This is a genomic window from Corynebacterium sp. c3Ub_189, from assembly GCF_039907195.1.
Taxonomy (GTDB): Bacteria; Actinomycetota; Actinomycetes; order Mycobacteriales; family Mycobacteriaceae; genus Corynebacterium.
In genome coordinates this window covers 67,128-90,205 of sequence record NZ_JASBOF010000008.1, presented here as the reverse complement: position 1 = coordinate 90,205, position 23,078 = coordinate 67,128, and the positions used below count along the sequence as shown (strand labels likewise).

The following is a 23,078-nucleotide window of genomic DNA, read 5'->3' as shown; positions in this document are numbered from 1 at the left end:
GTCTAGGTTTAATGCGAATTTCGCATTAAATACAGCCCTTTCAGGCTACCATTCCCGCCAAGGTCAAACCACATTGCAGCATGCCCCTGCGCTACATAAAAGGCAAGCACAACCGCCACAATTACGCTCGCAGGCAGAGAGTTCACAGGCGTTCAGCAGGACTTATTCCCGCGCCAATTGCATAGGACTTTTTACATAGTCTGCGAACCGACAGCGAGATGAGAGCGAAAAGAATTCGCGAGATTGTTGCACGTTATAACTCGCCCATGAAAACGAACGACTCCCCCAGCACACCGTGGCGCACGTACGTGACACCCGATATGCAGGGGGAGTTGCAAGGTTGGCTGCTACTTCTCGCCCAACAGAGCGTCGACGAAGCCTTCAACTTCGAATGGCGCGAGATCATCGGCGCCTTCGCCCAAGCCCACAAGCTTGACCGGAACGCCCAATTCTTCTTGTACCTGGAAGACGATTCCGCCCTTAGCGGTGCCGTCCAGCTTGGTGAGAACCACACCGGTGATATCTACTACCTCGCGGAAGATTCGTGCCTGCGTAAGGCCATTCTGCCCCACCGTGGCATCCAATACCAGCAGGACCTCGTCCACATCAGTCTTCTTTTCTACCACGCGCTTAACCTTGCCTAGCTGGTCCATCAAGTCCGTGGAGGTATGGAGCCGGCCTGCGGTGTCGACCAAGACCACATCTACTTGCTGTTCCACGCCGGTTGCTACCGCATCGAAGGCTACCGATGCTGGGTCAGCGCCTTCCTTGCCGCGCACGGTATCGGCGCCAACTCGGCGGCCCCACGTCTCAAGCTGATCAGCGGCCGCAGCTCGGAAAGTATCGGCCGCGCCCAAAAGGACCTTATGGCCCATGGCTACTAGCACGCGAGCAAGCTTGCCGGTGGTTGTGGTCTTGCCGGTGCCATTGACACCGACGACCATTACGATTGCTGGCTTGCCCTCATTCGGCATGGCCTTAATGGAGCGATCCATCTCTGGGTGGCCTGCTTCAATCAGGCATTCGCGCAGCATGGCACGGGCTTCATCCTCGCTGGAAACGCCGCGCTCTGCAATCTTCTCGCGCAGGGAGTCAGTCACCTTCATCGTGGACTTGGTGCCCAAATCCGCCATGATGAGCGTATCTTCGACTTCCTCCCAGGCTTCCTCATCCAAATCGCCTGCGGACAAAATTCCCATGAGCCCTTGGCCGATGGCATTTTGCGAGCGCGAAAGGCGCCCGCGCAAACGGCCAAGACGCCCACCGGCGGGTGCGATATCATCCTGCGGAGCTGGTGCTGGGGCAGGTTCGCCTGTTGGAACTTCGGTCTGTTCCTTGGCGGCTTCGGCTGCACCGGTTTGTGCCTCGGCAGCAGCTGCGGCTTCTTGGGCTTCCTCTCGGTCGTCCACCCGCTCCTCGATGTCTTCCGCATCATTGTCTTCAACAACCTCGTCGAAGACTGGGGACTCCTCTTCTACCTCGGCATTTTCCACGGAGACAACGTCTTCCGGCTCTTTTGCCTTTTCGGCAGCTGTCGGCTCTTCCGGCTTGGGTGCAGCTTCTGGCTGTCCAGCCGCTTTCGGGGCACGGTCCGCGTGCGATTCTTCGCTTTCCGACGCCCCAGCTGCCGCACCCGCTACGCCTGCCGCGCCAGCAGTCGTCGCCGCGGCCGCAGCGCCAGTTCCCTTGGACTGTGGTTTTTCTGTCTTATCAGCGGAAGATTCTGCCGCTTGCTTCTCCTCCGCTGGCGCTTGGGCCTGGGCCTGCTTAGTAGGCTCTGCCGGCTTGTCGGTCTTCGCCGGCTTCCCCTGCTGAGGTGCCGGTTCGGTTTCTGGCTCCTCTGCCACAGACTTGTCTGCCATAGGCTTGTCGGCCACGGGCTTGTTTGCCGCGGCATCAGTCGTGGGCTGAGCAGACTGTGGCTTAGCCTGTGCCTGCGGCTTTTCCTTAGACTGTGAGGTCTTGCCGCTGAGCTGCTCGTTGGCGATGTCTGTAGCATTCGGCTCTGTCTTCGCTGCCTGCTGCGCTGGAGCTGACTTGTCCGCCTGAACCGGGGCTTTCTGCGCTTCCTTAGCGCCGCCAGCAGGAGCGAAGTTAAAGCCGGACTTGGCTTGATAGTTGCCGGACTTTTGCTCCTGGGTCAGCTGCTTCGGTTCTTCCTCAGCAGGCTTATCAAAGGACACCTTTTTGGCGTCGCCGCGCTTTTTGCCGATTACTACGAAAAGAATAATCAGCACGATGACGACGATCGCAATGCCGATCCATAACCATAAAGAATTCATGCCTCTATAGTGCCAGTCTTCTCAGCTCGCGGCACGCCAAACCCCCTCCTATAGCGGAAGGATTTCTGCGGGAAGTCGACGAGCCCAGGCTACTTCCCCGCCTCGTCACCACGGGGAGCATCTACGCCCAAGCGAGTGGCATCCTCGCTGGCTTGCTCCGTTCCAGGGGCGCTGCCTGCGGGATTCATGCGCTGCGAAATCACGCGAGTAACACCATCGCCGCGCATGGTTACGCCATAAAGGACGTTGGCGACATCCATCGTCGGCTTTTGGTGCGTAATGACGATTAGCTGCGAGTCTTTCCGCAGCTCTTCAAAGAGGGCAATGAGACGGCGTAGGTTGACGTCATCAAGCGCTGCCTCAACCTCGTCCATGACATAGAACGGGCTGGGGCGGGCGCGGAAGATAGCTACCAGCATCGCAAGCGCAGTAAGCGACTTCTCGCCACCAGATAGCAAGGACAGGCGCTTGACTTTCTTGCCCGGTGGGCGCGCTTCCACCTCGATGCCGGTGGTGAGCATGTCCTCCGGCTCTGTGAGGATAAGGCGCCCCTCGCCACCGGGGAAAAGGGTTTGGAAAACCTTTGGAAATTCTGCTTCGACGTCGTGCCACGCATCGGTAAAAAGCTGCAAAATCTGCGCGTCTACATCTTCGATAACGCCCGCCAGATCCTTGCGGGCTTGGATGACATCCTCCAGCTGAGTGGAAAGGAAGGAATAGCGCTCCTCCAAAGCCTTATACTCTTCCAACGCGAGCGGGTTGACCTTGCCTAGGGAATTGAGGTCTTTTTCTGCTTGCTTCAAGCGCGCGTTTTCCGCCCCGCGGTCGAAATCTTCGCCTGGAGTGTAGTCCTGCAAGAGATCCGAAATCGCAATGCCCAGCTGTTCCACAATCTTGGCCTCTGCTTCGTCTACACGCACCTGCGCCTGGGAGCGAGCAATTTCGGAGTCATGGGCGCGGTTGGTCAGCCGGTCCAGCTGCTGCCGCGCGGCCGAGACGTGCTGCTTGACCTGCTGCAGCTGCGAGTTTAGGGAGGTGCGCTGTGCAAAGTAGTCATCGCGCTCAGAGGTCGCGCGCTCGAGGAGCTGCGTGGCGCGCGCGGCCAGATCGCGGGAATGCTTGGCTACCGCACCGGCCAATTCTCCCTGGGCCTTGCGCCGCGCCATGGCTTGCTCATGGCGGGCCTTGGCTTGGCGTTCATGCTGCGCTTGGCGACGCAACGCCTCTCCCTTCCCCGCTACCTGCCCCACGTGGTCTTGGGCAGAGCGTGCTGCAACCTGCGCCTCCATTTCCATGGACTTGACCTGCTCTAATGCTGCGGAGGCCTCATCGCGCTCCACCGAAGAGGGTTCGTCGGGTTGTTCGTCCGCATCGACGCGGGCGAGCCTATCGCGGGCGTCGGCAAGCTGCGTGCGGGCCTCGGTCAGCTTAACCTCGATCTCGGTCGCGCGCGCCGCGGCCTTCTCGTGCTCGTTCTTATTGGCCTCGTACTGCTTGAGCAGGCGCTGGTGGTCGCGCTTCCACGCATCAACTTCAGTATCGTGCTCGCGCAAGGCGGCCTTTGCCGAGGCTGCAGTCACTCGGGCATCCTCCGCCGCGATCTTCGCGCCCTCAAGCGTGCCCGATAGTTCTTCCAGCTCCTGCGTGGCAGATTCCAACTGCTCCTCTGCCTCCGCGATGCGGGCGGAAACCTCGACGGTGGATGAGGCACCGGTGCCTACTTCTACCCAACCTTCACCCAGCACCACGCCGGATTCGGTGACCGCACGCAGGCGCGGGTCCTCGGCCACCAGCTTTTTCGCCTCCGCGACATCGGAGACGAGCACGACATCCGCAAGGAGGCGGTGCAGCGCGGCGGATACCTCTGGAACCACCGCAATGTGGTCGAGCAACCACGAGGTGCCTGCGGGCAAAGACGCATCCACGCGCCAGGAAGAGGAAGGGGCGGCCACGGAGACGTCGATAAGCGCAGAGCGCGTGCCCTTTTCCAAGTCCGCAATCAGCTGGGCAGAAATCTCGCCCGCCTGGGCCTCTGCAAAAGCACCCAACGCGGCGGCTACCGCGGTCTCGTACTTGGTGGTAATGAACTCGGCCAACGGTTGGAAATGCTCGCCTACCTCAATCTTTTCCGGCGCAGTTTGAGCCAAGGTATCGATGCGGGAGCGCAACGTGTAGACGGCGCGCTCGCGCTCGCGCTGCTCATCGCGTAGCTGCTCCAAACGCTTATCGGCCGCACCCGATTCACTGGCCGCTCGCACATGGGCTTCCTCGAGCGGCTCACGCTCACCGGCCAAAGACTGCAACTTATCCGCTACCTCATCGGCTTCCGCCTGGGCAGCTTGGGTGCGCTGCTTGGTAGAAGTCAAGGTCTCTTCTTGACGCGCCAGCTCCTCTTCTGCCGAAGTTACCTGGCCTGCCGCCTTTTCTTCTGCGGCGATGAGGCGGACGACGCCCTCACGCCTATCCGCAATAGCACGCAGCTGCGCCATGTGCTCGCGCTCAGCGGCCTCGAATGCCTCACGACGCTCTGCTACCTCCTCGCGGATAGCCTCCAAGCGCTCCGCAGCTTCCTCTGCCGCGGCGAGAAGCTCCGCATGTTCTTCGTCCGCGCGGGCAGCACGGGCCTCTAGGTCATCCGGGTCCTGGCCAGAATAGGCCACCTGGGCGCCGGCATTGGCCGCTCGTTCCTCCGCGATGCGCTGGGTGGCGGAAATGCGCTCGGAAAGCGTGGATAGGTCGAACCACAGCTTTTGGGCGGAATCCGCCTTGGGGTTAATCTCCTCCAGCTGGGCTTCCACTTCTAGCTGGGAACCCGTTGCCTCTTCTAGCTGCGCAGTAACTTCTTCTACTTGCTCGGCTAGGACCTCGGCCGCGCGCTCGGCCTCCTGAAACTTGCTGCGCAGGCGCACTACCCTATCGCCGGCAAGCCGCAGGCGAGCGTCGCGCAAATCAGCCTGTACAGTGGCAGCGCGCTGGGCGGCCTCAGCCTGACGGGCCAAAGGCTTGAGCTGCTTGCCCAACTCATCAGTAAGGTCCTGCAGGCGATCCAAATTGGCCTGCATGCCGGTGAGCTTGCGCTGCGCTTTTTCCTTGCGGCGGCGGTGCTTGAGCACACCCGCAGCCTCTTCGATATACGAGCGCCGATCCTCAGGCCGCGATTCTAGGATCTCAGAAAGCTTGCCTTGGCCGACGATAATGTGCATCTCGCGGCCAATACCGGAATCAGATAACAGCTCCTGAATATCCATCAGGCGCGCTTTGGAGCCATTGATTTCGTATTCGCTGGCGCCATCGCGGAACATCCGGCGGGTGACCGACACTTCCGAGTATTCGATTGGCAGCGCACCGTCCGCATTATCAATGGTGAGGGTGACCTCGGCGCGCCCCAGCGCTTTGCGGTCACCAGCGCCGGCAAAGATGACGTCCTGCATCTTTCCACCGCGCAGCGTCTTGGCGCTTCCCTCACCCATAACCCAGGCCAGGGCGTCGACCACGTTGGACTTGCCGGAGCCATTCGGTCCGACGACGGCGCAAATTCCTGGCTCGAATTTCAGAGACGTCGCCGACGCGAATGATTTGAAGCCTTTCAGCGTCAGCGATTTCAGGTGCATTTGGGTAAGTTTAGCAAGCCTTGAACGCAGCCGCCCAGCCGAGCCTCGAGATTCGGCTGGGCGGGCTTGTGCTGCGAGTTAGCGTTCGCTGAAGCCAGATTCGCCCTTAGGGGCAGCCCATTGTTCGACGACCAGATCCACCGTTCCCGGGCGGCGGGTCGTACTCGGCTGCTCTTTGAGGAGTCCCAGCAATTCCTCGCATTTCTCCCGCGGACCTTCTGCTACCACCTGCACCCGGCCATCGCTCAGGTTGGTGGCATGCCCACTCAAGCCGAGTTCAAGGGCACGGGAGCGCGTCCACCACCGAAAGCCCACGCCTTGAACGTGCCCATGGACAAAAGCGGTCATTCTTTCCAGTGCCATGCGGCCTCCCTAATTTCTAATAGCGGTCGTGGTGTCCCTTATCACGCAACACGCGGCGATCCTCCTCGCTGCGGCGAGTGACAGGATCCGATCCGTCCCAGCACTCTACGCCCTTCAGCTCCGGCATCATATCGCGGTGGAATACCGGATCGATGCCGTGGCTGCGCTGCTCGTTGTAATTCTTGAGCAACTTAATCGCCACACCGGATAGTGGCACGATGGCGATGATATTGAGAATCACCATGGTTGCCGCACCGGTATCGGCCAAAGCAAAGACCAGCGGCAGGGAACCCACTGCGCCGAACCAGACAAAGAAAAGCACGACGAGGCGGAAAATTACCAGCGCAGGCTTGCTCTGGGTGAGGTACTCCAGGTTAGATTCCGCCAAGTAATAATTGCCCAGGATGGAGGAAAAAGCCAGGAAGAAGAGGATGAAGCTGACGAAGTGGATTCCCCATTCGCCCACCTCAGAAGACAATGCCGCCTGGGTCAAGGAGACGCCCTCTGCTTCAGCACCGTAGGCAATCTCCGGCCCCAGCAAGATGATAAAGGCGGTGATGGTACACACCACCAAGGTGTCGAAGTACACGCCAAGGGTTTGCACCAGGCCCTGCTTGACCGGGTGCGAGACTGCCGCGGTAGCGGCTGCGTTCGGAGCAGAGCCCTCACCAGCTTCGTTGGAGAACAGTCCGCGCTGAATACCCTTCATCATGGCCGCGCCGAGACCGGCGCCTGCGATTTCCTTAATGCCCAGTGCGTGGCCGACAATATCGCCAATCATTCCCGGCACCTTGTCAAAGTTGGTGATGACTACAAAGCCGCCGATAAGCAGGTAGGCCACTGCCATAAAAGGCACGATGATCTGGGTGATATTGGCAATGCGGTTCACGCCGCCAAAGATGATGAGGCCCGCAACCACGGCAATAACAACACCGATAATGGAGCGGAACATGGTGTCATCGCGGTCAAAGGAGAAGGACACCGCATCTGCAATGGCGTTGGTCTGAAAGGCGTTGTAGACCAAACCAAAGGTAAAGGCGATAGCGATGGAGAAAAGCGCGCCAAGCGGGCCCCAGCCCAAGCCGCGTTTCATGTAGTACGCCGGGCCGCCGCGGTACCCGTCGCCATCGCGCACCTTCCACAGCTGCGCCAGGGTGGACTCGATAAATGCAGTTGCACCACCAAGGATGGCGATGAGCCACATCCAAAAGACAGCACCTGGGCCGCCCACGGAAATAGCCACGGCCACGCCGGCCACGTTACCGGTGCCAACGCGGGAAGCGGCCGAGATGGTAAAGGCCTTGAAAGCAGAGATGCCGCCATAGTCCTCGTCCTCATCGCGGCCCTCCCCCTTGGGTCGCTCGACGACGGCGCGGAACATGTCCGGCACCATGCGCACCTGCACCAAAGCGGTACGGATGCCGAAGAATAGGCCCGCAGCGATGAGCAGCCAGGGCAGAATCCACGACCAGACGCCGTCATTAAATGTCGTTACGACATTTTCAAGAAAATCCATGCAGAATAATTTACTGCCTTGAGGTTCACAACGTGAACCCCATGCGCCATAACTTATTGACAATGGGGGCAGAAATGGGTGGAACGCCCTGAAATTACGCAGCGTTCTAAGGGCGTTCCGCAGCGCTGACAGGGCTGGCCAGCGCGCCCATACGCGGCCAAGGACCGCGAGAAGTATCCCGATTCACCATTCACGTTGACGTACAAGGAATCAAAGCTCGTGCCACCCACTTTTAGGGCGGCGGCCATGACCTCCTGGGCCGCTTCGAGCAGGGCCACGGCATCCTTTTGCCGCAACGTCGATGCCCTTTTGCGTGGCGGAATCTGTGCCGCCCACAGGGATTCATCGGCATAGATATTGCCGATTCCAGAAGCCAAGGTTTGATCCAAGAGTGCGGTCTTTACTGCAGTCTTCTTTGCCCGCAGGCGCCGGGCGGTTGCCACAATGTCGAAATCTGGTTCCAACGGGTCAATGCCTATGTGCGAGATCTTCGCCCACGGTGCATAGAGCCAATAGCCAAAGGTGCGCTGGTCCACAAAGCTAAGCTCTACCCCACCGCTTAGCTGAGCGCTAATGCGCAGATGCGGCGAATCGGTCGCACCGATTCGAACCTGACCCGACATGCCTAAGTGGATGAAGAGGACGTCGCGGTGGGGATCCATGGAATCTTCGCCCACAAATTCCAGCCACATAAACTTTCCCCGCCGAGCCACAGCGGCGATCTCTTTACCGACAAGAAGACCGGGAAGTGGCTCATCTTGGCCACGGTTGGCACGCGGGTGCAGGACGTGCACAGACTCAAAAGTCCGCCCCACCACGTGGGGCTCAAGACCCCGGCGGACGGACTCGACTTCCGGCAGTTCCGGCATACTTAGCCTTCTTTATGCGCGGTGCCCTGCACCAAAAGCGGGGTTTCGCGGAGGGTCTGGCACGCCTCTTGAGCTGCTTGCTGCTCGGCCAGCTTCTTATTGTGTCCCACTCCATTGCCCACGGTCAGACCAGCAACGGTGGCTACCGCGTTAAAGGTCTGGTCATGTTCTGGGCCGGTGGAGGTAGCCGAGTAGACCGGCATTGGTGCCTTAAGCTCGGCGCACAGCTCCTGCAAAGTGGTCTTCCAATCTAGGTGGCGACCGCTCACAGTGGCGTTGTCGATCTTTTCTGCAAATAGGCGCAGGATGACATCTCGCGCAGTTTCGAATCCATGCTCACGGTAGATAGCGCCAAAGATTGCCTCGGTGGTATCGGCAAGGATGGAATCCTTATCGCGTCCACCAGTGGACTGCTCGCCCTTGCCCAGCAAAATGTGCGGGCCGAGGTTTATCTCACGAGCGATATCCGATAGCCCGTAGCGCGAGACGATCGAGGCACGCATCTTGGAAATATCCGATTCCGGACGAGAAGGATAAGTGATGTAGAGCTGAGAGGCCACCGACAGGCCCAGCACCGCATCGCCCAGAAACTCCAAGCGCTCGTTATTAGGCAAATGCCCATTCTCATTGGCAAAAGAGCGGTGAGTAAGCGCCAAACGCAGGTGCTCCGGCTTCAACTCCACGCCGAGCGATTCCAACAGTGGGGTGTGGTCTACTGCAGCAAATTCGGCTGCCAGTGCCTCTTCCCCGGTTAGCTTCTTTTTGCGGCTCATAGGAACTTCTCCAAACCAGCCCAGCGGGGATCGACCTTATCTTCCTCTTCTTCACCAGAAATACCGGTGGTCACGCCTTCAGGCGTGTCAATCTCACAGCCATCTTCACACACCGGCGCGAAGGGAAGGTTGAGGCCTGCCTCATCGATCACGGCCTGCAAAAGGTCCAGCTCATCATCCTCGATCTCCGGAATCTCATCTCCGGAACCTTCATCATCGGTTGCAGGATCATCGCCAGAGACGAAGGATTCATCGGCAGCAAAGACCTGCGTGACATGCAAGTCCAGCTCTGGGTGCAGTTCCTTCAAGCACCGAGAGCATTCCCCTGTCAGCCGTCCAGATACGTTGGCATCCACCAAGACACCTGCACCTAGAGGGGTCAAGGTGGCGTCTACGGTGAGCTCCTCGCCCTTCGGAATAGCGATCATCTCGACGCCGATCCTCTCAGGTGCGGGGCCGGTCTGGGTGCGTTGCTCCGGCAGTGCGTCAGCGCCTTGGGCGTTCAACAATTCGCCCACATCGAACTTCAATGGTGATGTCATAACACTAGGTAGTCTACCTTGCCCCGCAAACTCCGCCTAGCGGCCAGCACAGGCAAACTTTCTGTCAAGAGTCTGTCGTTTAAAGTAAAAGGGCCTATGCCTTTCCGGAGTAGCCTTTTCCCAAGCCAAAGCCGTCTTTAGTGTGGAGACATGACTTACCACTTGGCGCTAGCCTCCCCGGATCCACGCAGCATCGCACTCGGATTCGTCATGTTCAGCTGCCTTCCTGCCGCGGTATTAACCATTTCCGGCACGCTCGTACACGCCACTCCACAGCCGGACCGTTCAGGCATCTATGGCGCTAGTGGGATTCGCCTATTTACTGCACTCATCTGCAGCATCGTTGCTGGTTTAATTGCTGGCACCATCCTGGTATTGCCCACTGGCATGGATCTTTCGGTGCTTACCGGCGCACTCATCTTTTCCCTAAGCGCAGGCGCCATCACCTGGTTCTCACGTGAGACCATTCCTACCGCGCTTATTTCTGTAGGCACCATGCTAGTTGCCACAGGTGCGCTAGTGAGTATGTGCGCGGTGTGCTTTCCGCAGAACTTTAGTGATAGTTCTTTGACGTCACTGTCTTCCTATTTCTTTACCGCACTCGTTGCATTCCTTTTCCCTGGCTTAGTGACCGCAGTCATTGCAGCATGTATGGCCGTCCAATCCGCCGCGCCTGCGCAACTCACCTCGGGGAAGGAAGGCGGCGCCATGTCCGCACACACGCCGTTAACAGCTGCTTCCTATGCAACGAATACGGCAGTGCCCACCACACAGCCTCGCTCCCACGCAACTTCCTGAACTGCCCGCACTGGTAGGAAAACATAAAGGCCCTGGTGGGTGGGCAGACGGTGTACGACAAACCGTCTGCCCACCCACCAGGGTCTTTGGCCGTGCCTGATGTATGGGACTAAACCATCCCTCACCCCTTAAGTTCCCCAGCCCGGGTACCTCCGGGAAATGAAGCTTGAGGGCAGAAAGAATTTAAAGGCTTAGCGCTCGTTATAGCGACGCTCGTAGGCCTCGCCTTCTGCGTAACGGGAGCCGCCCGCAACGCCGCCGGCACGACCCGAGGGCTGGTAGTCGCCACCGCGGGAACGGACTCCGGCACCTCCGCGCAGTGCAGAGCGGTCGGAGCTTACGGTGCGCAGTAGTCCATTGAGAGTGGTTTCAAATTCGCTTAGCTTGCCGTCTACAAACTCGTCGCATTCACTACGCAGACGGTTGGACTCGGTGTGGGCGGACTCCACGATGCGGTGTGCTTCCTCATCAGCGCGGCGCACAACTTCAGATTCCGAAACCATACGCTCTTGCTCGGCACGGCCTTCTGCCACGGAACGCTCATATTCATCATTGGCCTGAGCGATGGTGCGGTCTGCTTCCGCGCGGGCCTGTTCCACCATGGACTGAGCGCGAGCTTCAGCATCAGCCACTAGCTTGGCGGCATGCTGTTCTGCGTGGGACACCGTGGCATCCGCCTCCTCGCGAGCATGGCCCACGATGTCGTCGGCCTGCGCATTAGCATCATTGATGGTCTGGTCCGCGCGCTCTTCGGCGCCGTGGAGGATTTCATCCTGCTTATCCAAGACATCCTGCGCGTCATCAATTTCAACGGGCAGGGCGTTTCGGAGGTCGTCGAGAAGCGCGAGCATTTCATGGCGCGGAACCATGCAATTAGAGGTCATGGGGAGGCTATGGGCCTCTTCCAAGTGCTGGACTAGTTCATCTAGGGACTCAAAGACACGGTACATGCTGCGAATTTTACATGCCCTCACGCGCCAGACGTGGAGGCCACGCACCGAGTGTGTACTGCGGATTTACCCTCCAGTGCCGACAATCGCCTTGCAACCGCCCACTCACGCAATCTATGGTGCGTATTTACAGCACAAGCTCCCCTTCTCCACTACACAAAGGCAGCACAGAAAGGGGGCTTGAAAGAAGAAGTGAGCAGCTAGATAACGCCCTGTGCCAGCATGGCGTCCGCTACCTTCTTGAAGCCAGCAATATTTGCACCGGCAACGTAATCGCCTTCACGGTCATATTCCTTAGCCGTGCTATCGATGTTTTTAAAGATATTGGACATGATCGCATGGAGGCGATCATCGGTGTACTCAAAGGACCAGGAGTCACGGGATGCGTTTTGCTGCATTTCTAGCGCGGAGGTAGCAACGCCACCAGCGTTGGCGGCCTTGCCCGGCGCGAAATTGATCTTAGATTCTTGGAAGATGTGGACCGCCTCTGGGGTAGACGGCATATTGGCACCTTCGGCTACGTAGCGCACGCCGCCGTCAACGAGCTTCTTTGCGGAATCGCCATCGAGCTCATTTTGGGTGGCACACGGCAGAGCCACGTCTGCCTGTACTTCCCAGATATTTCCGCCTTTGTGGAATTCCACTCCGTTTCCAGCCTCTTCGGCGTAGGTGGAAATACGTTCACGGCGGGTTTCCTTTACATCCTTGAGCAGTTCAATGTCCACGCCATTCGGGGTGGTGATGTAGCCGGAGGAATCAGACATCGCAACGACGGTGGCGCCAAGTTCTTGGGCCTTGGCTGCGGCGTAGATGGCCACATTGCCAGAACCGGAGACGATAACCTTGGCGCCGTCGAAAGACTCGCCGTGCGTCTTCATCATCTCATTGGTGAGGTAGACCGTGCCAAAGCCCGTGGCCTCAGTACGAACCAGGGAGCCACCCCAGGTCAACCCCTTGCCGGTGAGGATGCCGGATTCGTGCTGGGTGGTCAGGCGGCGGTACTGACCAAAGAGAAAGCCGATCTCACGGCCGCCGACGCCAATGTCACCGGCCGGCACGTCGCGGTATTCACCGATGTGGCGGTGCAGCTCCGTCATAAAGGACTGGCAAAAGCGCATGACCTCTACCTCGGTCTTGCCCTTGGGATCAAAATCAGAACCGCCCTTGCCGCCGCCAATGGGCAGGCCGGTCAGCGAGTTTTTGAAAATCTGCTCAAAGCCGAGGAACTTGATGATGCCCAGGTTGACCGAGGGGTGGAATCGGAGGCCACCCTTGTAGGGGCCGAGCGCGGAGTTGAACTGAACGCGGAAGCCGCGGTTGACCTGGATGTCGCCATTATCGTCGATCCATGGCACCCGGAAGATGAGCTGGCGTTCAGGCTCGCACAGGCGCTCCACCAAGCCGTAGTCCGCGTACTGCGGGTCTTTTTCTAGGACAATTTTCAGCGAATCCAGGACCTCAGAAACCGCTTGGTGGAATTCTGGTTCTCCCGCATTGCGCTTGAGCAATTTGTCGTAGTACTCAGAGATTTGGCTATCTACTGACATGGTGTGCATTCCATTCTGTGGACTTGTAAGAACAGATACCAGTTTCCTATCAAACTACCGATAATGCAAGCAGGTTCGAGGGTTCAGGTAGATACATACCCCCTTTACCAGCCACGTTAAAGATGGATATTTTCTGTAGTCCGTTCGAATCCTAAGCCGCGCCGTGCCCCAGCGCGGGCGGGCTTTATAATCACGGGCATGCATATTGTTGTCGCCCCAGACTCGTTTAAAGGCACCGCCTCCGCGCCCGAGGCCGCAGCCAGCATTGCTATGGGAGTGCGCCAGGCGCTTCCCGACGCCACGGTGACCACCCTGCCCATGGCTGATGGCGGCGAGGGCACCGCCACCGTCCTTGCGCAGGCAGCAGCGGCCGGAGGACAATCCGCCGAGACCATTACCCTGCCCACTACCGACGCCAATGGCCGCTTGACTCAGGCGAGCTATGTTCTCACCGGAACCACGGCATTCATTGACGCCGCCTCTGCGACCGGGTTGCCCGCTGTGCAGGACAGCCTGGATCCGCTCCACGCCGATTCCTATGGCACCGGGGTGCTGATCGCGGACGCAGAAACACGTGGCGCTACCTCGATCGTGCTGGGATTAGGCGGCACCGCCAGCATTGACGCCGGGATGGGCATCCTCACCGCACTCGGCGCCGCCGCGCACGACGCCCGCGGCTATGCCCTGCCCAAGGGCGGCGCTCCTCTCGTTCAGCTGGACCACATCGATACCGCGCAGCTCAATATCAAGGCCGGCATGCTCGACTTCACACTGCTGGCAGATACCCGCGCTACCCCAGTGCAGGCGGCAACCATGTACGGCCCCCAAAAGGGAGCTGAAGGCGAACAAGTAGCGCTGCTGGCCGGCGCCATGCTCCAAGCCTGCGAGGTTACCGGCACCGATGCAGATTCTGCCTATTATGGCGCCGCGGGTGGCCTTCCCATTGGCCTGTCCTGGCTCTCGCGCACCCTCTGGGGCTCAGACGAACACGTGCGCGTCCTGTCCGGCGGCACGCACGTAGCCGCAGCACTGGGCCTTCCGGAAAAGATCGCCGCTGCCGATCTCGTCATTACTGGCGAGGGCCGCTTTGATGAACAGTCTCTGACCGGCAAGGCAGTCGGAACCATCACGGATCTCGCCCGGCAAGCCGGAACACCGGTGGGCATTGTCGCCGGCTCCTTCGAGCATGACACCGACGCCTACTGCGCTCCCCTTAGCCAAGAAGGCTCGTTGGCCCAGCAGCTAGCGGCGGCCGCCGGGGACATCGTCAAGCAGCTCTAAGGCCGAATGGACAGCGACCACGGGAAGATGGCGGGCCGCTCATGTGCCAGCTCATCTTCTAGCAATACGTGGTCCTTGGGCAGCACTGCATGCGGGGTTAGAAGGCGCGAGAGCACCATGCCCAGCTGGTTGACCGAGCCGCTCACGCCCGCCACCGCAATGTCATAGCGGTGCACGCTCGCGTCCGCAAGGTCACGGTCCTCATGCTCGTCGCGATAATTTTTCCGCAGCTGCTCCTCCAGCCCCTCTGGAAACTGCGGTGCCTTGGGGTGAGTAACGTCAGCGGAAGAAAGCGAACCGCTCTCCACCAGCTTGTCGGTGGCGGTGGTAAAGATTTCCGCGACGCGCTCTGCTTGCCCGTTGGGAACCAAAACATCAAATTGAATAACCGGCATAGCGCCAACCCTACCCAATCCCTAAGGTGTGAAACCATGTCTAATTCTGCCCGCATCGCCCAGCTCGTCACGTCCCAGGAAGCCGACCTGGGGTGGCAGCAGGACTTTTACGAAGACCTGCACCGCCACCCCGAGCTTTCGCATGAAGAAGAGCGCACCGCCGGTCGTATCCGCGCCAAGCTCGCCGATTTTGACTGCGAGGTAGTAGAAAACATCGGCGGCTTTGGTATGGTCGCTATCTTCCGCAACGGCGATGGGCCTACCGCCCTGCTGCGCGCAGACTTCGATGGGTTGCCTGTCGAGGAAGCCACTGGCGTGTCCTATGCCGCCACTAATGGAAAGATGCACGCCTGCGGGCACGATATGCACGCCACGGCGCTGCTGGGCGCTTGCGCGCTTCTCGACGCCTCCCGAAGCTCTTGGTCCGGCACTTTCCTCGCCCTTTTCCAACCGGCTGAAGAATCCTCCATGGGAGCAAAGGACATGTTGGCCGATAAACTCATCGAGCGCGTGCCGCGTCCCGATATTTGCCTTGGCCAACACATCATGCCCGGCCGAGCTGGCACTGTGCGCCACACCGCAGGCCCCATCATGGCCGGCTGCGATTCCCTGCGCATTCGCGTCTTTGGAAAATCGGCCCACGCCTCCATGCCCCATAACTCCATCGACCCCACCTATATCGCGGCCATGATCGTCACCCGCCTCCAAGCTATCGTGGGCCGCGAAGTTGCCCCACACGAGTTCTTTGTCATCTCTGTAGGCGAGCTACACTCCGGCGATAAAAACAACATCATTCCCGAATCCGCCGAGCTCGTGCTCAATACGCGCTACTACGATCCCGCACTCGCGGAAAAGATTTATGCCTCCCTCGAGCGCATGGTCAAGGCCGAGTGTGTGGCGTCCGGAAGCGAGCAAGACCCGACCTTTGAGTACTACGCTCACGGCGAGGTCACTGATAACGACGCCACGGCCCACGCCCCAGTGGCCGAGGTTTTCGATGCCGCCTTCGGCTCCGATTCGGTCATCGCCGCCCCTTCTACCGCCTCTGAGGACTTTTGCTACCTACCCCAGGCATGGGGCGTACCTTATGTCTTTTGGCACATCGGCTGCACCCCGGAAGACGAGTTGCAAGACCCACCGGTCAACCACCAGGCGACCTTCCTGCCGGACTACGCCCCGACCGTCCATGCCTCCACCCGGGCGGCATATGGTGCGGCATTGACTTACTTGGCAAAGCCCTAGGTACCCGGCGCGCCTTTACCTATTCCCCCTGCAAGGCTGCGCCAATCCTATTAAGCTGGCAGGCGTTTCGTGACTTTCCACTAACTTAAGGTTTCACATGAGCCAGCCACGGCACTCTGTTTTCGAATCCACCGTTCCCTCCCATGTTCGTGCGGCCTCCGGTGTGAGCCCGCACAGCGCTTCCTACCGCAAGTTCTGGTCGGGCCTATCCGGCGCCGTCATGGAGCAGATTGCCGATAACTGGGAGCGCACCCGTTCCGCCTATGCCGCGACCCGCCAGCAGCATTACTTCTCTGCGGAGTTCCTGCAGGGCCGCGCGCTGCTCAATAACCTCACCAACCTGGGCTTGGTCGACGATGCCAAGGCAGCGGCCACCGCTGCCGACCACGAGCTGAGCGATGTCCTCGAAGCTGAGCACGATGCCGCGCTCGGCAACGGTGGCCTCGGCCGCCTTGCCGCCTGCTTCCTCGATTCCGCTGTCACCCAGGACTACCCCGTCACCGGTTATGGCCTGCTCTACCGTTACGGCCTTTTCCGCCAGTCCTTTGAGAATGGCTTCCAGAAGGAACAGCCTGATGAATGGATGGAAAACGGCTATGACTTCATCATCCGCCGCGCCTCCGAGCAGCGCCGCGTCCACTTTGATGACATGGACGTGCGCGCTATTCCTTATGACATGCCTATTACTGGCTACGGAACCGATAACGTAGGCACGCTACGCCTGTGGAAGTCCGAGCCCATCGATGAATTCGACTACGATGCCTTCAACTCCCAGCGCTTTACGGAGGCCATTGTCGATCGCGAGCGCGTCATGGATATCTGCCGCGTGCTCTACCCCAACGACACCACCTACGAGGGCAAAGTACTGCGCGTTCGCCAACAGTACTTCTTTGTCTCCGCCTCCCTGCAAACCATGGTGGATAACTACATTGCCCAGCACGGCGAGGACCTCACCGGTTTTGCGCAGTACAACTCCATCCAGCTCAATGACACTCACCCAGTGCTCGCCATCCCAGAGCTCTTGCGCATATTGCTCGATGACCATGGTCTGAGCTGGGATGCGGCGTGGAAGATCGTCACCGAGACCTTCGCCTACACCAACCACACCGTGCTCGCAGAGGCACTGGAGAGCTGGGAAGTGTCCATCTTCCAAAAGCTGTTCTGGCGCATCTGGCAGTTGGTGGAAGAAATCGATCGCCGCTTCCGCGAAGATATGGCCCATCGCGGCCTGGATCAGGGTCGCATTGACTACATGGCGCCGGTGTCCAACGGACAGGTTCACATGGCCTGGATCGCCTGCTACGCCGCTTACTCCATTAACGGTGTCGCCGCCCTGCATACCGAAATCATCAAGGCCGATACGCTGTCCGAATGGCATGAGCTCTGGCCAGAAAAATTCAACAATAAGACCAATGGCGTCACCCCGCGCCGCTGGCTGAAGATGTGCAACCCCCGCCTGGCAGAACTGCTCACCCAGCAGGCTGGTTCCGATGCGTGGGTTACTGACCTCACCCAGCTGGCCAGACTCGCCGATAAGGCCGACGATGCTGACCTACTACGAGAACTGATCGCCATCAAGCAGGCCAATAAACGCGACTTTGCGCAGTGGGTAAACGTCCACCAAGGCGCTGAAATCGACCCTGATTCCATCTTTGACGTGCAGATTAAGCGCCTGCACGAGTACAAGCGCCAGCTGATGAACGCCCTCTACGTCCTTGACCTCTACTTCCGCATCAAGGGAGAGGGCGAAACCGTGCCGAAGCGTACTTTCATCTTTGGTGCCAAGGCCGCACCGGGCTACGACCGCGCCAAGGCGATTATTAAGCTCATCAACACCATCGCAGACCTAGTCAATAACGACCCGGCCACCAAGGACATCATCCGCGTCGTCTTCGTAGAGAATTACAACGTCTCCCCCGCAGAGCACATCATCCCGGCCGCTGATATCTCCGAGCAGATTTCTGTGGCTGGCAAGGAAGCCTCCGGCACGTCCAATATGAAGTTCATGATGAATGGTGCCCTGACCTTGGGCACCATGGATGGAGCAAACGTAGAAATCGTCGAGGCGGTTGGCGAGAACAACGCTTATATCTTCGGCGCCCGCAATGAGGAGTTGCCGCAGCTGCGCGCCGAGTACAACCCGGGCGAGCTTTACCAGAGCGTGCCAGGCTTGGCCCGCGTACTGGATGCGCTTGTCGACGGCACCCTGGGCGCAGACAATGCCGGTATCTTCGGCGATCTGCGCGCCTCGCTTCTCGACGGCTTCGGGGAGCACGCCCAAGACCAGTACTACGTCCTAGGTGACTTCGCCGACTACCGCGAAACCCGTGACCGCATGGCTGCCGAATACGAGGCAGACCAACTTGCCTGGGCCAAGAAGGCGTGGCTCAATATTTGCTACTCTGGCCGCTTTTCTTCCGACCGGACCATCGCGGACTATGCCAACGAGGTCTGGAAGATCCAACCAACTCCGATTTCCCAGAGCTAAGAAAAGTCCTGCCCTCCGCTTCTGCAGCTGAGGGCAGGACTTTAACGTGGCGTTAGGCCTACTTCCGTTTGTTTAGCGCAGGCCGACGCGCTTTAGCTGCTCATAGATGGGCTTTAGGTCAATATTGAGCACACCCATCTGCGTGGCTAGGAAACCGAGTCCGCCAACGACAGCGCCCAAGATTCCTAGGCCTGTAGCTAGACCTGCGGCAAAGCCCTTGCTGCTGCCCTTCTTTCCTGCATCATCCGCCGGATTAGTAGTACTTCCCGGCTGCTCTGGCTCGTCGGCAGAGCCGGCGTCACCATTCCACCACTCATCAAAGACCAAGTTGGCCACCAAGGTGTTATCGATGAAATCGCCGCGCACCGAATCCGTACCGGAGGTATTAGCCATGATGTCCTCAGAGCCTGCACCCTTGAAGAAGAATGGCACCAATTGGTTGGTGTGCTGCCCGGAGTACCAACCGTGCCGAGCGACCTTGCCCTTTTCGCCTTCCATGGCGTTAAAGCGGTCTTCCGCATCAGGGTTATCCTCAGTCGGTGTCTCGTTCGCACCGGATAGATAACCGGTTTCGTGATCCGCGGTCACGACGAGCAAAGTGTCCTCCCACGAGGAGTTCTCCTCTACCTACTTGATGGCAGCATCAACCGACTTATTAAAGTCCTGAGTCTCCTCGATATCGCGCACTGGGTTATTTCCGTGGCCGGCCCAGTCGATGGCACCGCCCTCAATCATGATGGAAAAGCCATCCTCGTCCTGTCCCAGCGCATTGAGGGCGCCAGTCGTCATGGTGGGGAGATCGACGACGTCGTTAAGCTCGTCCGAGTATGGAGCCTTTGCCTCGCCCGAGCGGGAGTTCTGCAACGTGGAACCTACCTGCGCGATACCCCAATACTTCTGCTACGGCTTGACGTCACCTTGCGCCATCTTCTTGAAGTCATCGTTGGACTCGAAGTAATTCCAGTCGGTCTCGCCTCCGGAAAGCTTAGCGTAGTCGTCCTCGTACATGAAGCTATAGTCGGGAGTATCGACCTTCTGGTGGTCATTATCGTAGAACGGGTGGCCAGCGGCCATGACCAAGTCGAGGGCGCTGCCGAGCATCTCACGGCTAATGTCCTGCAGCTTATCGCGGTCCTTGTTGTGCGCGGCCCACGCCGCCGGAGTGGCTTCGGAATAGAGAGTGTCTGATGGTTTGTGTGTGGGTACCTAACCTGCATGAGGAGATGGACCAGAATGACTACTGTGGCGAGACGAGATCCGGCTGATAAGGCCAAGATTGATGCGATCGAAAAGAAGCTTCTTGCTAACCCTGAAATCGCGAAGCTGATTGATGACCTAGGCACGTCTACAACGGATGCCAACGACCTGGTTCGCGGCATGTTGCAAGCCTCGATTACCAGGGGGACTCAACGCTGAAATGGATGCCCACCTGGGCTACGAGTCTGGCGACAGGAGCGCTAAAGCTGCAGCTAGAACAGACAATCACCGCAACGGGTCGTATCCAAAGACTGTGGATTCTAACTACGGGCCAGTTACCGTTGATGTGCCGAGGGATAGGGCTGGCACATTCTTGCTGACTATGGTCCCTAAAGGCTCGAGGAGATTGACCGATGTCGATGACATGACCGTTAGCTTGTACGCCGGTGGGATGACAATTAGGGACATCCAGCATCATATGGCAACGGCGATGCGTGTTGATATTTCCCATGAGACGATTTCTGCGGTTACTGATGCCGTCCCGGATGAGGTCATGGTCTGGCAAAACCGCCAGCTAGACGAGTTCTACCCGGTCATTTTCCTGGACGCGCTGCGCATTAAAATCCGCGATGGCGGCCTAGTGGTCAATAAGTCCGCGTACATGGCAATCGGCGTGGCTCTCGACGGTATCAAGCACTTTTTGGAATCGTGGATTGCCAAAGAAGAAAGCGCTTCATCCTGGGCGCAAGTATGCGTCAATCTTTCTAACCGTGGGGTTAAAGACGTCTTTATCGTTTGCTGTAACGGGTTCAAAGGCTTGCCGGAAGAAGTAAAGGCAACCTGGCCGAACTCTATGGTGCAAACCTGTATCGTGCACCTGATTCGTGCCGCTAACCGATGGGTAGCCTACAGGGATCGCCGGGGCGTATCGGCCGCGTTGAAAAAGATTTACACCGCCACGGACGAGTCCACAGCTAAGGCTGCCTTAGACAAATTTGAAGCCTCTGAATTGGCAGAAAAGTATCCACGCTCAGTCAAAGTCTGGCGAGATGCATGGGCGCGTTTCGTACTGTTTCTCCAGTTCCCACCAGCAGCCAGCAAGGTCATTTACACGAAGAATTCGATTGAATCATTCAACAATGAACTGCGGAAAGCTACCCGCAACAGGGTGCAGTTCACTAACAATGAATCAGCGCTCAAGACGCTATGGTTGATGATCTGCAATATCGAAGACAGACGAGCTGCCAAGAGAGCGAAGCAGGGCAAACGAGTCTCAGCGACAACCGGCAGACTCATGGAAGGGACCCGAGTTTCCGGCTGGAAACAAGCCATTAACCAAATGGCCGTGGCCTACCCCGACAGCTTCGACAAATACCTATAAACCTAGCCCCACACACAAACAACTTGACACCCTCCGAACAAGCAAGCATTGATAGATGCAGGTCTGCACTACATTTTGTCGGTGAAACCCCACCGTGCCTGAGGTGATTGAAACCTGGCGGCGGGAAATCCCTGGTGAAGCCTACGCCCACGGCCGGATCTGGACACAAGCCTCGGCAAGCGATGCGCGCAAACACACAACCCCGAATACGGTGACCCACTTCCAGTACTCCTATGATCGGGCCAGACACGGCCTGCGCGGAATCAAAGCGCAAGTCACAAAAGCCAAACGCGCTGTTGACGGCGAAATCGCCATTAAGCGCAACCGCTATTTCGATCTTTCCACCCCGAACAAGAAGGTCAACTACGCTCTTGCTGCCAAACACCGAGTCCTAGCCGGAATTAAAGGCTATGAAACCGACCTGACCGCTCTTCCCGCCCAGGAGGTTATCGGGCATTACCGCAGGCTATTCCACATTGAAAATGTCGTATCAGATGTCGAAATCAGACCTGAAAGCACGCCCAATCTATGCGAGGAAACAAAACTCGATCACAGCACATCTCAATATTGTGATGGCAGCACTAGCCGTGACCCACCTGATGGAGACCCGCAGTGGTCACTTCATCAAACGCCTCGTGAGAACACTCAAGAAATACCGCAGCTTTCAACTCGTCGTTGGCGGCGAAACCATTCACGCCGCGGTACCATTCCCGCCCGACCTCACTGCCACCATCCAAGTAATCACCGGCCGCGAACTTCCGCACAAAATTGGCCTAAGTCAGGTTAGAAGGGAATCAGCACACCGTCTCGTGGGATTCGTGCTCTGGGTGCTCAATCTGGATGGTGGAGTGCTCGATACCGTGTTCGCGCAGGGCCTGCTGAGCGGCATCCAACAGCGGGCCGGTGCCGACGGTGCCGTCGCGCACGATATGCACGGTCGTGAGCACGTTCACGCCGTCCAGGCTCCACAGGTGCAGGTCGTGGATGTCAGCAACGCCCTCGACCTGCCGCAGCGCGGGCTCGATCGCACTGGCGTCGAAGTCCGCCGGGACTTGCTCGAGCAGCACGCTCGCCGAAAGCCGCATGAGCTGCCAGGCGCGCGGCAGCACCATCGCCGCGATCGCTAGGGAGGCGATCACGTCCGCCGCCACAAACCCCGTGGTCAGTACCACGATGCCGGCCACGATTACTGCGACCGAGCCGAGCATATCCACTAACACGTGCAAGAACGCGCCCTCCACGTTGATCGAGGATTTGCGGTGCCGGTGCAGAACCCACGCCGATAGCGCATTCGCCACCAGGCCGATCACCGCGATGATCAGCATCGTTTTTCCCTGCACTTCGGCCGGGCTCTGCAGGCGGCGCACCGCCTCGACGACAATCCACACCGAGATCGCCAGCACCATCACTGCGTTCGCCAGTGCAGCAAGCACCTCCACTCGTCGGTAGCCGTACGTGGCCTGAGCCGATGCTTGTCGGCGCCCAACCAACACCGCTAACACCGCGATGATCAACCCCGCAGCGTCGGAAAGCATGTGCATCGCATCCGCCATCAGCGCCATCGAACCCGCCAACCAGCCGCCGATCAACTCCGCGAAGAAGACGGTGCCGGTAATTCCTAGCGCAATCAAGAGTGCGCGCAGCGGCATGCTGGAGTGATCGTGGTCGTGGTGCTCGTGTGCCATGCACTCAGCCTACCCCCGTCGACGCTTATTGACAATTAAATGAAAACGGATGGCGGTGGGCGCAGCCACTGAGACCAAATCGGCTTGACTTAGGTCATTGTGCAGTTGTCCTTCGAATCTGTAGAGAAGCTGAAACAAGCACAACCAAAAAGTACTGC

The 23,078-nt window shown here is 58.7% G+C and carries 19 protein-coding genes and 1 pseudogene; 6 read left to right on the top strand and 14 right to left on the bottom strand.

Annotation, left to right across the window (positions count from 1 at the left end; translation table 11 throughout):
* Positions 1-347: 347 nt before the first annotated feature.
* The 7 genes from ftsY to QKD99_RS05650 form a co-directional block, all read right to left on the bottom strand.
* Positions 348-2,282: a signal recognition particle-docking protein FtsY gene (gene ftsY / locus QKD99_RS05680; protein ID WP_347950940.1), complete on the bottom strand. Its 1,935-nt coding sequence runs from the start codon at positions 2,280-2,282 to the stop codon at positions 348-350.
* A gap of 89 nt (positions 2,283-2,371) precedes the next feature.
* Complete coding sequence (gene smc, locus QKD99_RS05675) at positions 2,372-5,893, bottom strand: chromosome segregation protein SMC (protein ID WP_269953111.1); 3,522 nt, start codon at positions 5,891-5,893, stop codon at positions 2,372-2,374.
* A 78-nt stretch (positions 5,894-5,971) separates the two neighbouring features.
* A complete protein-coding gene (locus tag QKD99_RS05670; RefSeq protein WP_284836287.1) occupies positions 5,972-6,256 on the bottom strand; it encodes an acylphosphatase in 285 nt (94 codons plus the stop codon).
* Between the two features lie 16 nt (positions 6,257-6,272).
* Positions 6,273-7,772 carry an alanine/glycine:cation symporter family protein gene (locus QKD99_RS05665; RefSeq protein ID WP_239234713.1) on the bottom strand — a complete coding sequence of 500 codons (1,500 nt, stop codon included), beginning with the start codon at positions 7,770-7,772 and terminating at the stop codon, positions 6,273-6,275.
* A 53-nt stretch (positions 7,773-7,825) separates the two neighbouring features.
* Positions 7,826-8,641: a bifunctional DNA-formamidopyrimidine glycosylase/DNA-(apurinic or apyrimidinic site) lyase gene (gene mutM, locus QKD99_RS05660; RefSeq protein ID WP_284765812.1), complete on the bottom strand. Its 816-nt coding sequence runs from the start codon at positions 8,639-8,641 to the stop codon at positions 7,826-7,828.
* A 2-nt stretch (positions 8,642-8,643) separates the two neighbouring features.
* On the bottom strand, positions 8,644-9,414 hold the full coding sequence (rnc, locus tag QKD99_RS05655; protein WP_239277409.1) for a ribonuclease III: 771 nt from the start codon (positions 9,412-9,414) through the stop codon (positions 8,644-8,646).
* Positions 9,411-9,956: a YceD family protein gene (locus QKD99_RS05650; protein WP_284765811.1), complete on the bottom strand. Its 546-nt coding sequence runs from the start codon at positions 9,954-9,956 to the stop codon at positions 9,411-9,413. Before QKD99_RS05650 ends, rnc begins: the two co-directional genes overlap by 4 nt.
* A 150-nt stretch (positions 9,957-10,106) precedes the next feature.
* Between QKD99_RS05650 and QKD99_RS05645 the strand changes: the two genes are divergently transcribed.
* Positions 10,107-10,754: a hypothetical protein gene (locus tag QKD99_RS05645; protein WP_347950939.1), complete on the top strand. Its 648-nt coding sequence runs from the start codon at positions 10,107-10,109 to the stop codon at positions 10,752-10,754.
* Positions 10,755-10,945: 191 nt separating this feature from the next.
* On the opposite strand, the gene QKD99_RS05640 is transcribed toward QKD99_RS05645, so the two are convergent.
* Both QKD99_RS05640 and gdhA read right to left on the bottom strand, forming a co-directional pair.
* Positions 10,946-11,704, bottom strand: coding sequence for a DivIVA domain-containing protein (locus tag QKD99_RS05640; RefSeq protein WP_005328793.1), 759 nt, complete (start codon positions 11,702-11,704; stop codon positions 10,946-10,948).
* Positions 11,705-11,904: 200 nt separating this feature from the next.
* Positions 11,905-13,251 carry an NADP-specific glutamate dehydrogenase gene (gene gdhA, locus QKD99_RS05635; RefSeq protein ID WP_347950938.1) on the bottom strand — a complete coding sequence of 449 codons (1,347 nt, stop codon included), beginning with the start codon at positions 13,249-13,251 and terminating at the stop codon, positions 11,905-11,907.
* A 198-nt stretch (positions 13,252-13,449) separates the two neighbouring features.
* Here gdhA and QKD99_RS05630 point away from each other — a divergent pair, with 198 nt between their 5' ends.
* The gene (locus QKD99_RS05630; RefSeq protein ID WP_347950937.1) at positions 13,450-14,532 is read left to right on the top strand and encodes a glycerate kinase; all 1,083 of its coding nucleotides are present in this window, start codon (positions 13,450-13,452) and stop codon (positions 14,530-14,532) included.
* Here QKD99_RS05630 and QKD99_RS05625 read toward each other — a convergent pair.
* A complete protein-coding gene (locus QKD99_RS05625) occupies positions 14,529-14,927 on the bottom strand; it encodes a hypothetical protein (RefSeq protein WP_239277400.1) in 399 nt (132 codons plus the stop codon). The two genes, QKD99_RS05630 and QKD99_RS05625, sit on opposite strands and share 4 nt — an antisense overlap.
* 36 nt (positions 14,928-14,963) lie before the next feature.
* Here QKD99_RS05625 and QKD99_RS05620 point away from each other — a divergent pair, with 36 nt between their 5' ends.
* Entirely contained in the window at positions 14,964-16,169 is a 1,206-nt protein-coding gene (locus QKD99_RS05620) for an amidohydrolase (protein WP_347950936.1), read from the top strand.
* Positions 16,170-16,266: 97 nt separating this feature from the next.
* Positions 16,267-18,657 (top strand): glycogen/starch/alpha-glucan phosphorylase, encoded by a 2,391-nt coding sequence (locus QKD99_RS05615; protein ID WP_347950935.1) that lies wholly within the window; start codon positions 16,267-16,269, stop codon positions 18,655-18,657.
* A 72-nt stretch (positions 18,658-18,729) separates the two neighbouring features.
* On the opposite strand, the gene QKD99_RS05610 is transcribed toward QKD99_RS05615, so the two are convergent.
* The 3 genes from QKD99_RS05610 to QKD99_RS05600 are packed head-to-tail and all read right to left on the bottom strand — an operon-like array spanning position 18,730 to position 19,758.
* A complete protein-coding gene (locus tag QKD99_RS05610) occupies positions 18,730-19,245 on the bottom strand; it encodes a hypothetical protein (protein ID WP_347950934.1) in 516 nt (171 codons plus the stop codon).
* 39 nt (positions 19,246-19,284) lie between these two features.
* A complete protein-coding gene (locus tag QKD99_RS05605; protein WP_239234727.1) occupies positions 19,285-19,521 on the bottom strand; it encodes an alkaline phosphatase in 237 nt (78 codons plus the stop codon).
* Positions 19,522-19,557: 36 nt separating this feature from the next.
* Entirely contained in the window at positions 19,558-19,758 is a 201-nt protein-coding gene (locus QKD99_RS05600; RefSeq protein WP_239234729.1) for a hypothetical protein, read from the bottom strand.
* A gap of 132 nt (positions 19,759-19,890) precedes the next feature.
* Between QKD99_RS05600 and QKD99_RS05595 the strand changes: the two are divergent.
* Together QKD99_RS05595 and QKD99_RS05590 are read left to right on the top strand one after the other, a co-directional pair.
* Positions 19,891-21,235: pseudogene (locus QKD99_RS05595) on the top strand (IS256 family transposase).
* A gap of 103 nt (positions 21,236-21,338) precedes the next feature.
* Positions 21,339-22,022 (top strand): hypothetical protein, encoded by a 684-nt coding sequence (locus tag QKD99_RS05590; RefSeq protein ID WP_284765804.1) that lies wholly within the window; start codon positions 21,339-21,341, stop codon positions 22,020-22,022.
* A 7-nt stretch (positions 22,023-22,029) separates the two neighbouring features.
* On the opposite strand, the gene QKD99_RS05585 is transcribed toward QKD99_RS05590, so the two are convergent.
* The gene (locus QKD99_RS05585; RefSeq protein WP_225746763.1) at positions 22,030-22,920 is read right to left on the bottom strand and encodes a cation diffusion facilitator family transporter; all 891 of its coding nucleotides are present in this window, start codon (positions 22,918-22,920) and stop codon (positions 22,030-22,032) included.
* Positions 22,921-23,078 lie beyond the last annotated feature (158 nt).

Excerpts from the sequence above, each read along its gene's own strand:
- ftsY (WP_347950940.1), bottom strand. The coding sequence starts at position 2,282 with ATGAATTCTTTATGGTTATGGATCGGCATTGCGATCGTCGTCATCGTG.
- smc (WP_269953111.1), bottom strand. The coding sequence starts at position 5,893 with ATGCACCTGAAATCGCTGACGCTGAAAGGCTTCAAATCATTCGCGTCG.
- QKD99_RS05670 (WP_284836287.1), bottom strand. The coding sequence starts at position 6,256 with ATGGCACTGGAAAGAATGACCGCTTTTGTCCATGGGCACGTTCAAGGC.
- QKD99_RS05665 (WP_239234713.1), bottom strand. The coding sequence starts at position 7,772 with ATGGATTTTCTTGAAAATGTCGTAACGACATTTAATGACGGCGTCTGG.
- mutM (WP_284765812.1), bottom strand. The coding sequence starts at position 8,641 with ATGCCGGAACTGCCGGAAGTCGAGTCCGTCCGCCGGGGTCTTGAGCCC.
- rnc (WP_239277409.1), bottom strand. The coding sequence starts at position 9,414 with ATGAGCCGCAAAAAGAAGCTAACCGGGGAAGAGGCACTGGCAGCCGAA.
- QKD99_RS05650 (WP_284765811.1), bottom strand. The coding sequence starts at position 9,956 with ATGACATCACCATTGAAGTTCGATGTGGGCGAATTGTTGAACGCCCAA.
- QKD99_RS05645 (WP_347950939.1), top strand. The coding sequence starts at position 10,107 with ATGACTTACCACTTGGCGCTAGCCTCCCCGGATCCACGCAGCATCGCA.
- QKD99_RS05640 (WP_005328793.1), bottom strand. The coding sequence starts at position 11,704 with ATGTACCGTGTCTTTGAGTCCCTAGATGAACTAGTCCAGCACTTGGAA.
- gdhA (WP_347950938.1), bottom strand. The coding sequence starts at position 13,251 with ATGTCAGTAGATAGCCAAATCTCTGAGTACTACGACAAATTGCTCAAG.
- QKD99_RS05630 (WP_347950937.1), top strand. The coding sequence starts at position 13,450 with ATGCATATTGTTGTCGCCCCAGACTCGTTTAAAGGCACCGCCTCCGCG.
- QKD99_RS05625 (WP_239277400.1), bottom strand. The coding sequence starts at position 14,927 with ATGCCGGTTATTCAATTTGATGTTTTGGTTCCCAACGGGCAAGCAGAG.
- QKD99_RS05620 (WP_347950936.1), top strand. The coding sequence starts at position 14,964 with ATGTCTAATTCTGCCCGCATCGCCCAGCTCGTCACGTCCCAGGAAGCC.
- QKD99_RS05615 (WP_347950935.1), top strand. The coding sequence starts at position 16,267 with ATGAGCCAGCCACGGCACTCTGTTTTCGAATCCACCGTTCCCTCCCAT.
- QKD99_RS05600 (WP_239234729.1), bottom strand. The coding sequence starts at position 19,758 with ATGCTCGGCAGCGCCCTCGACTTGGTCATGGCCGCTGGCCACCCGTTC.
- QKD99_RS05585 (WP_225746763.1), bottom strand. The coding sequence starts at position 22,920 with ATGGCACACGAGCACCACGACCACGATCACTCCAGCATGCCGCTGCGC.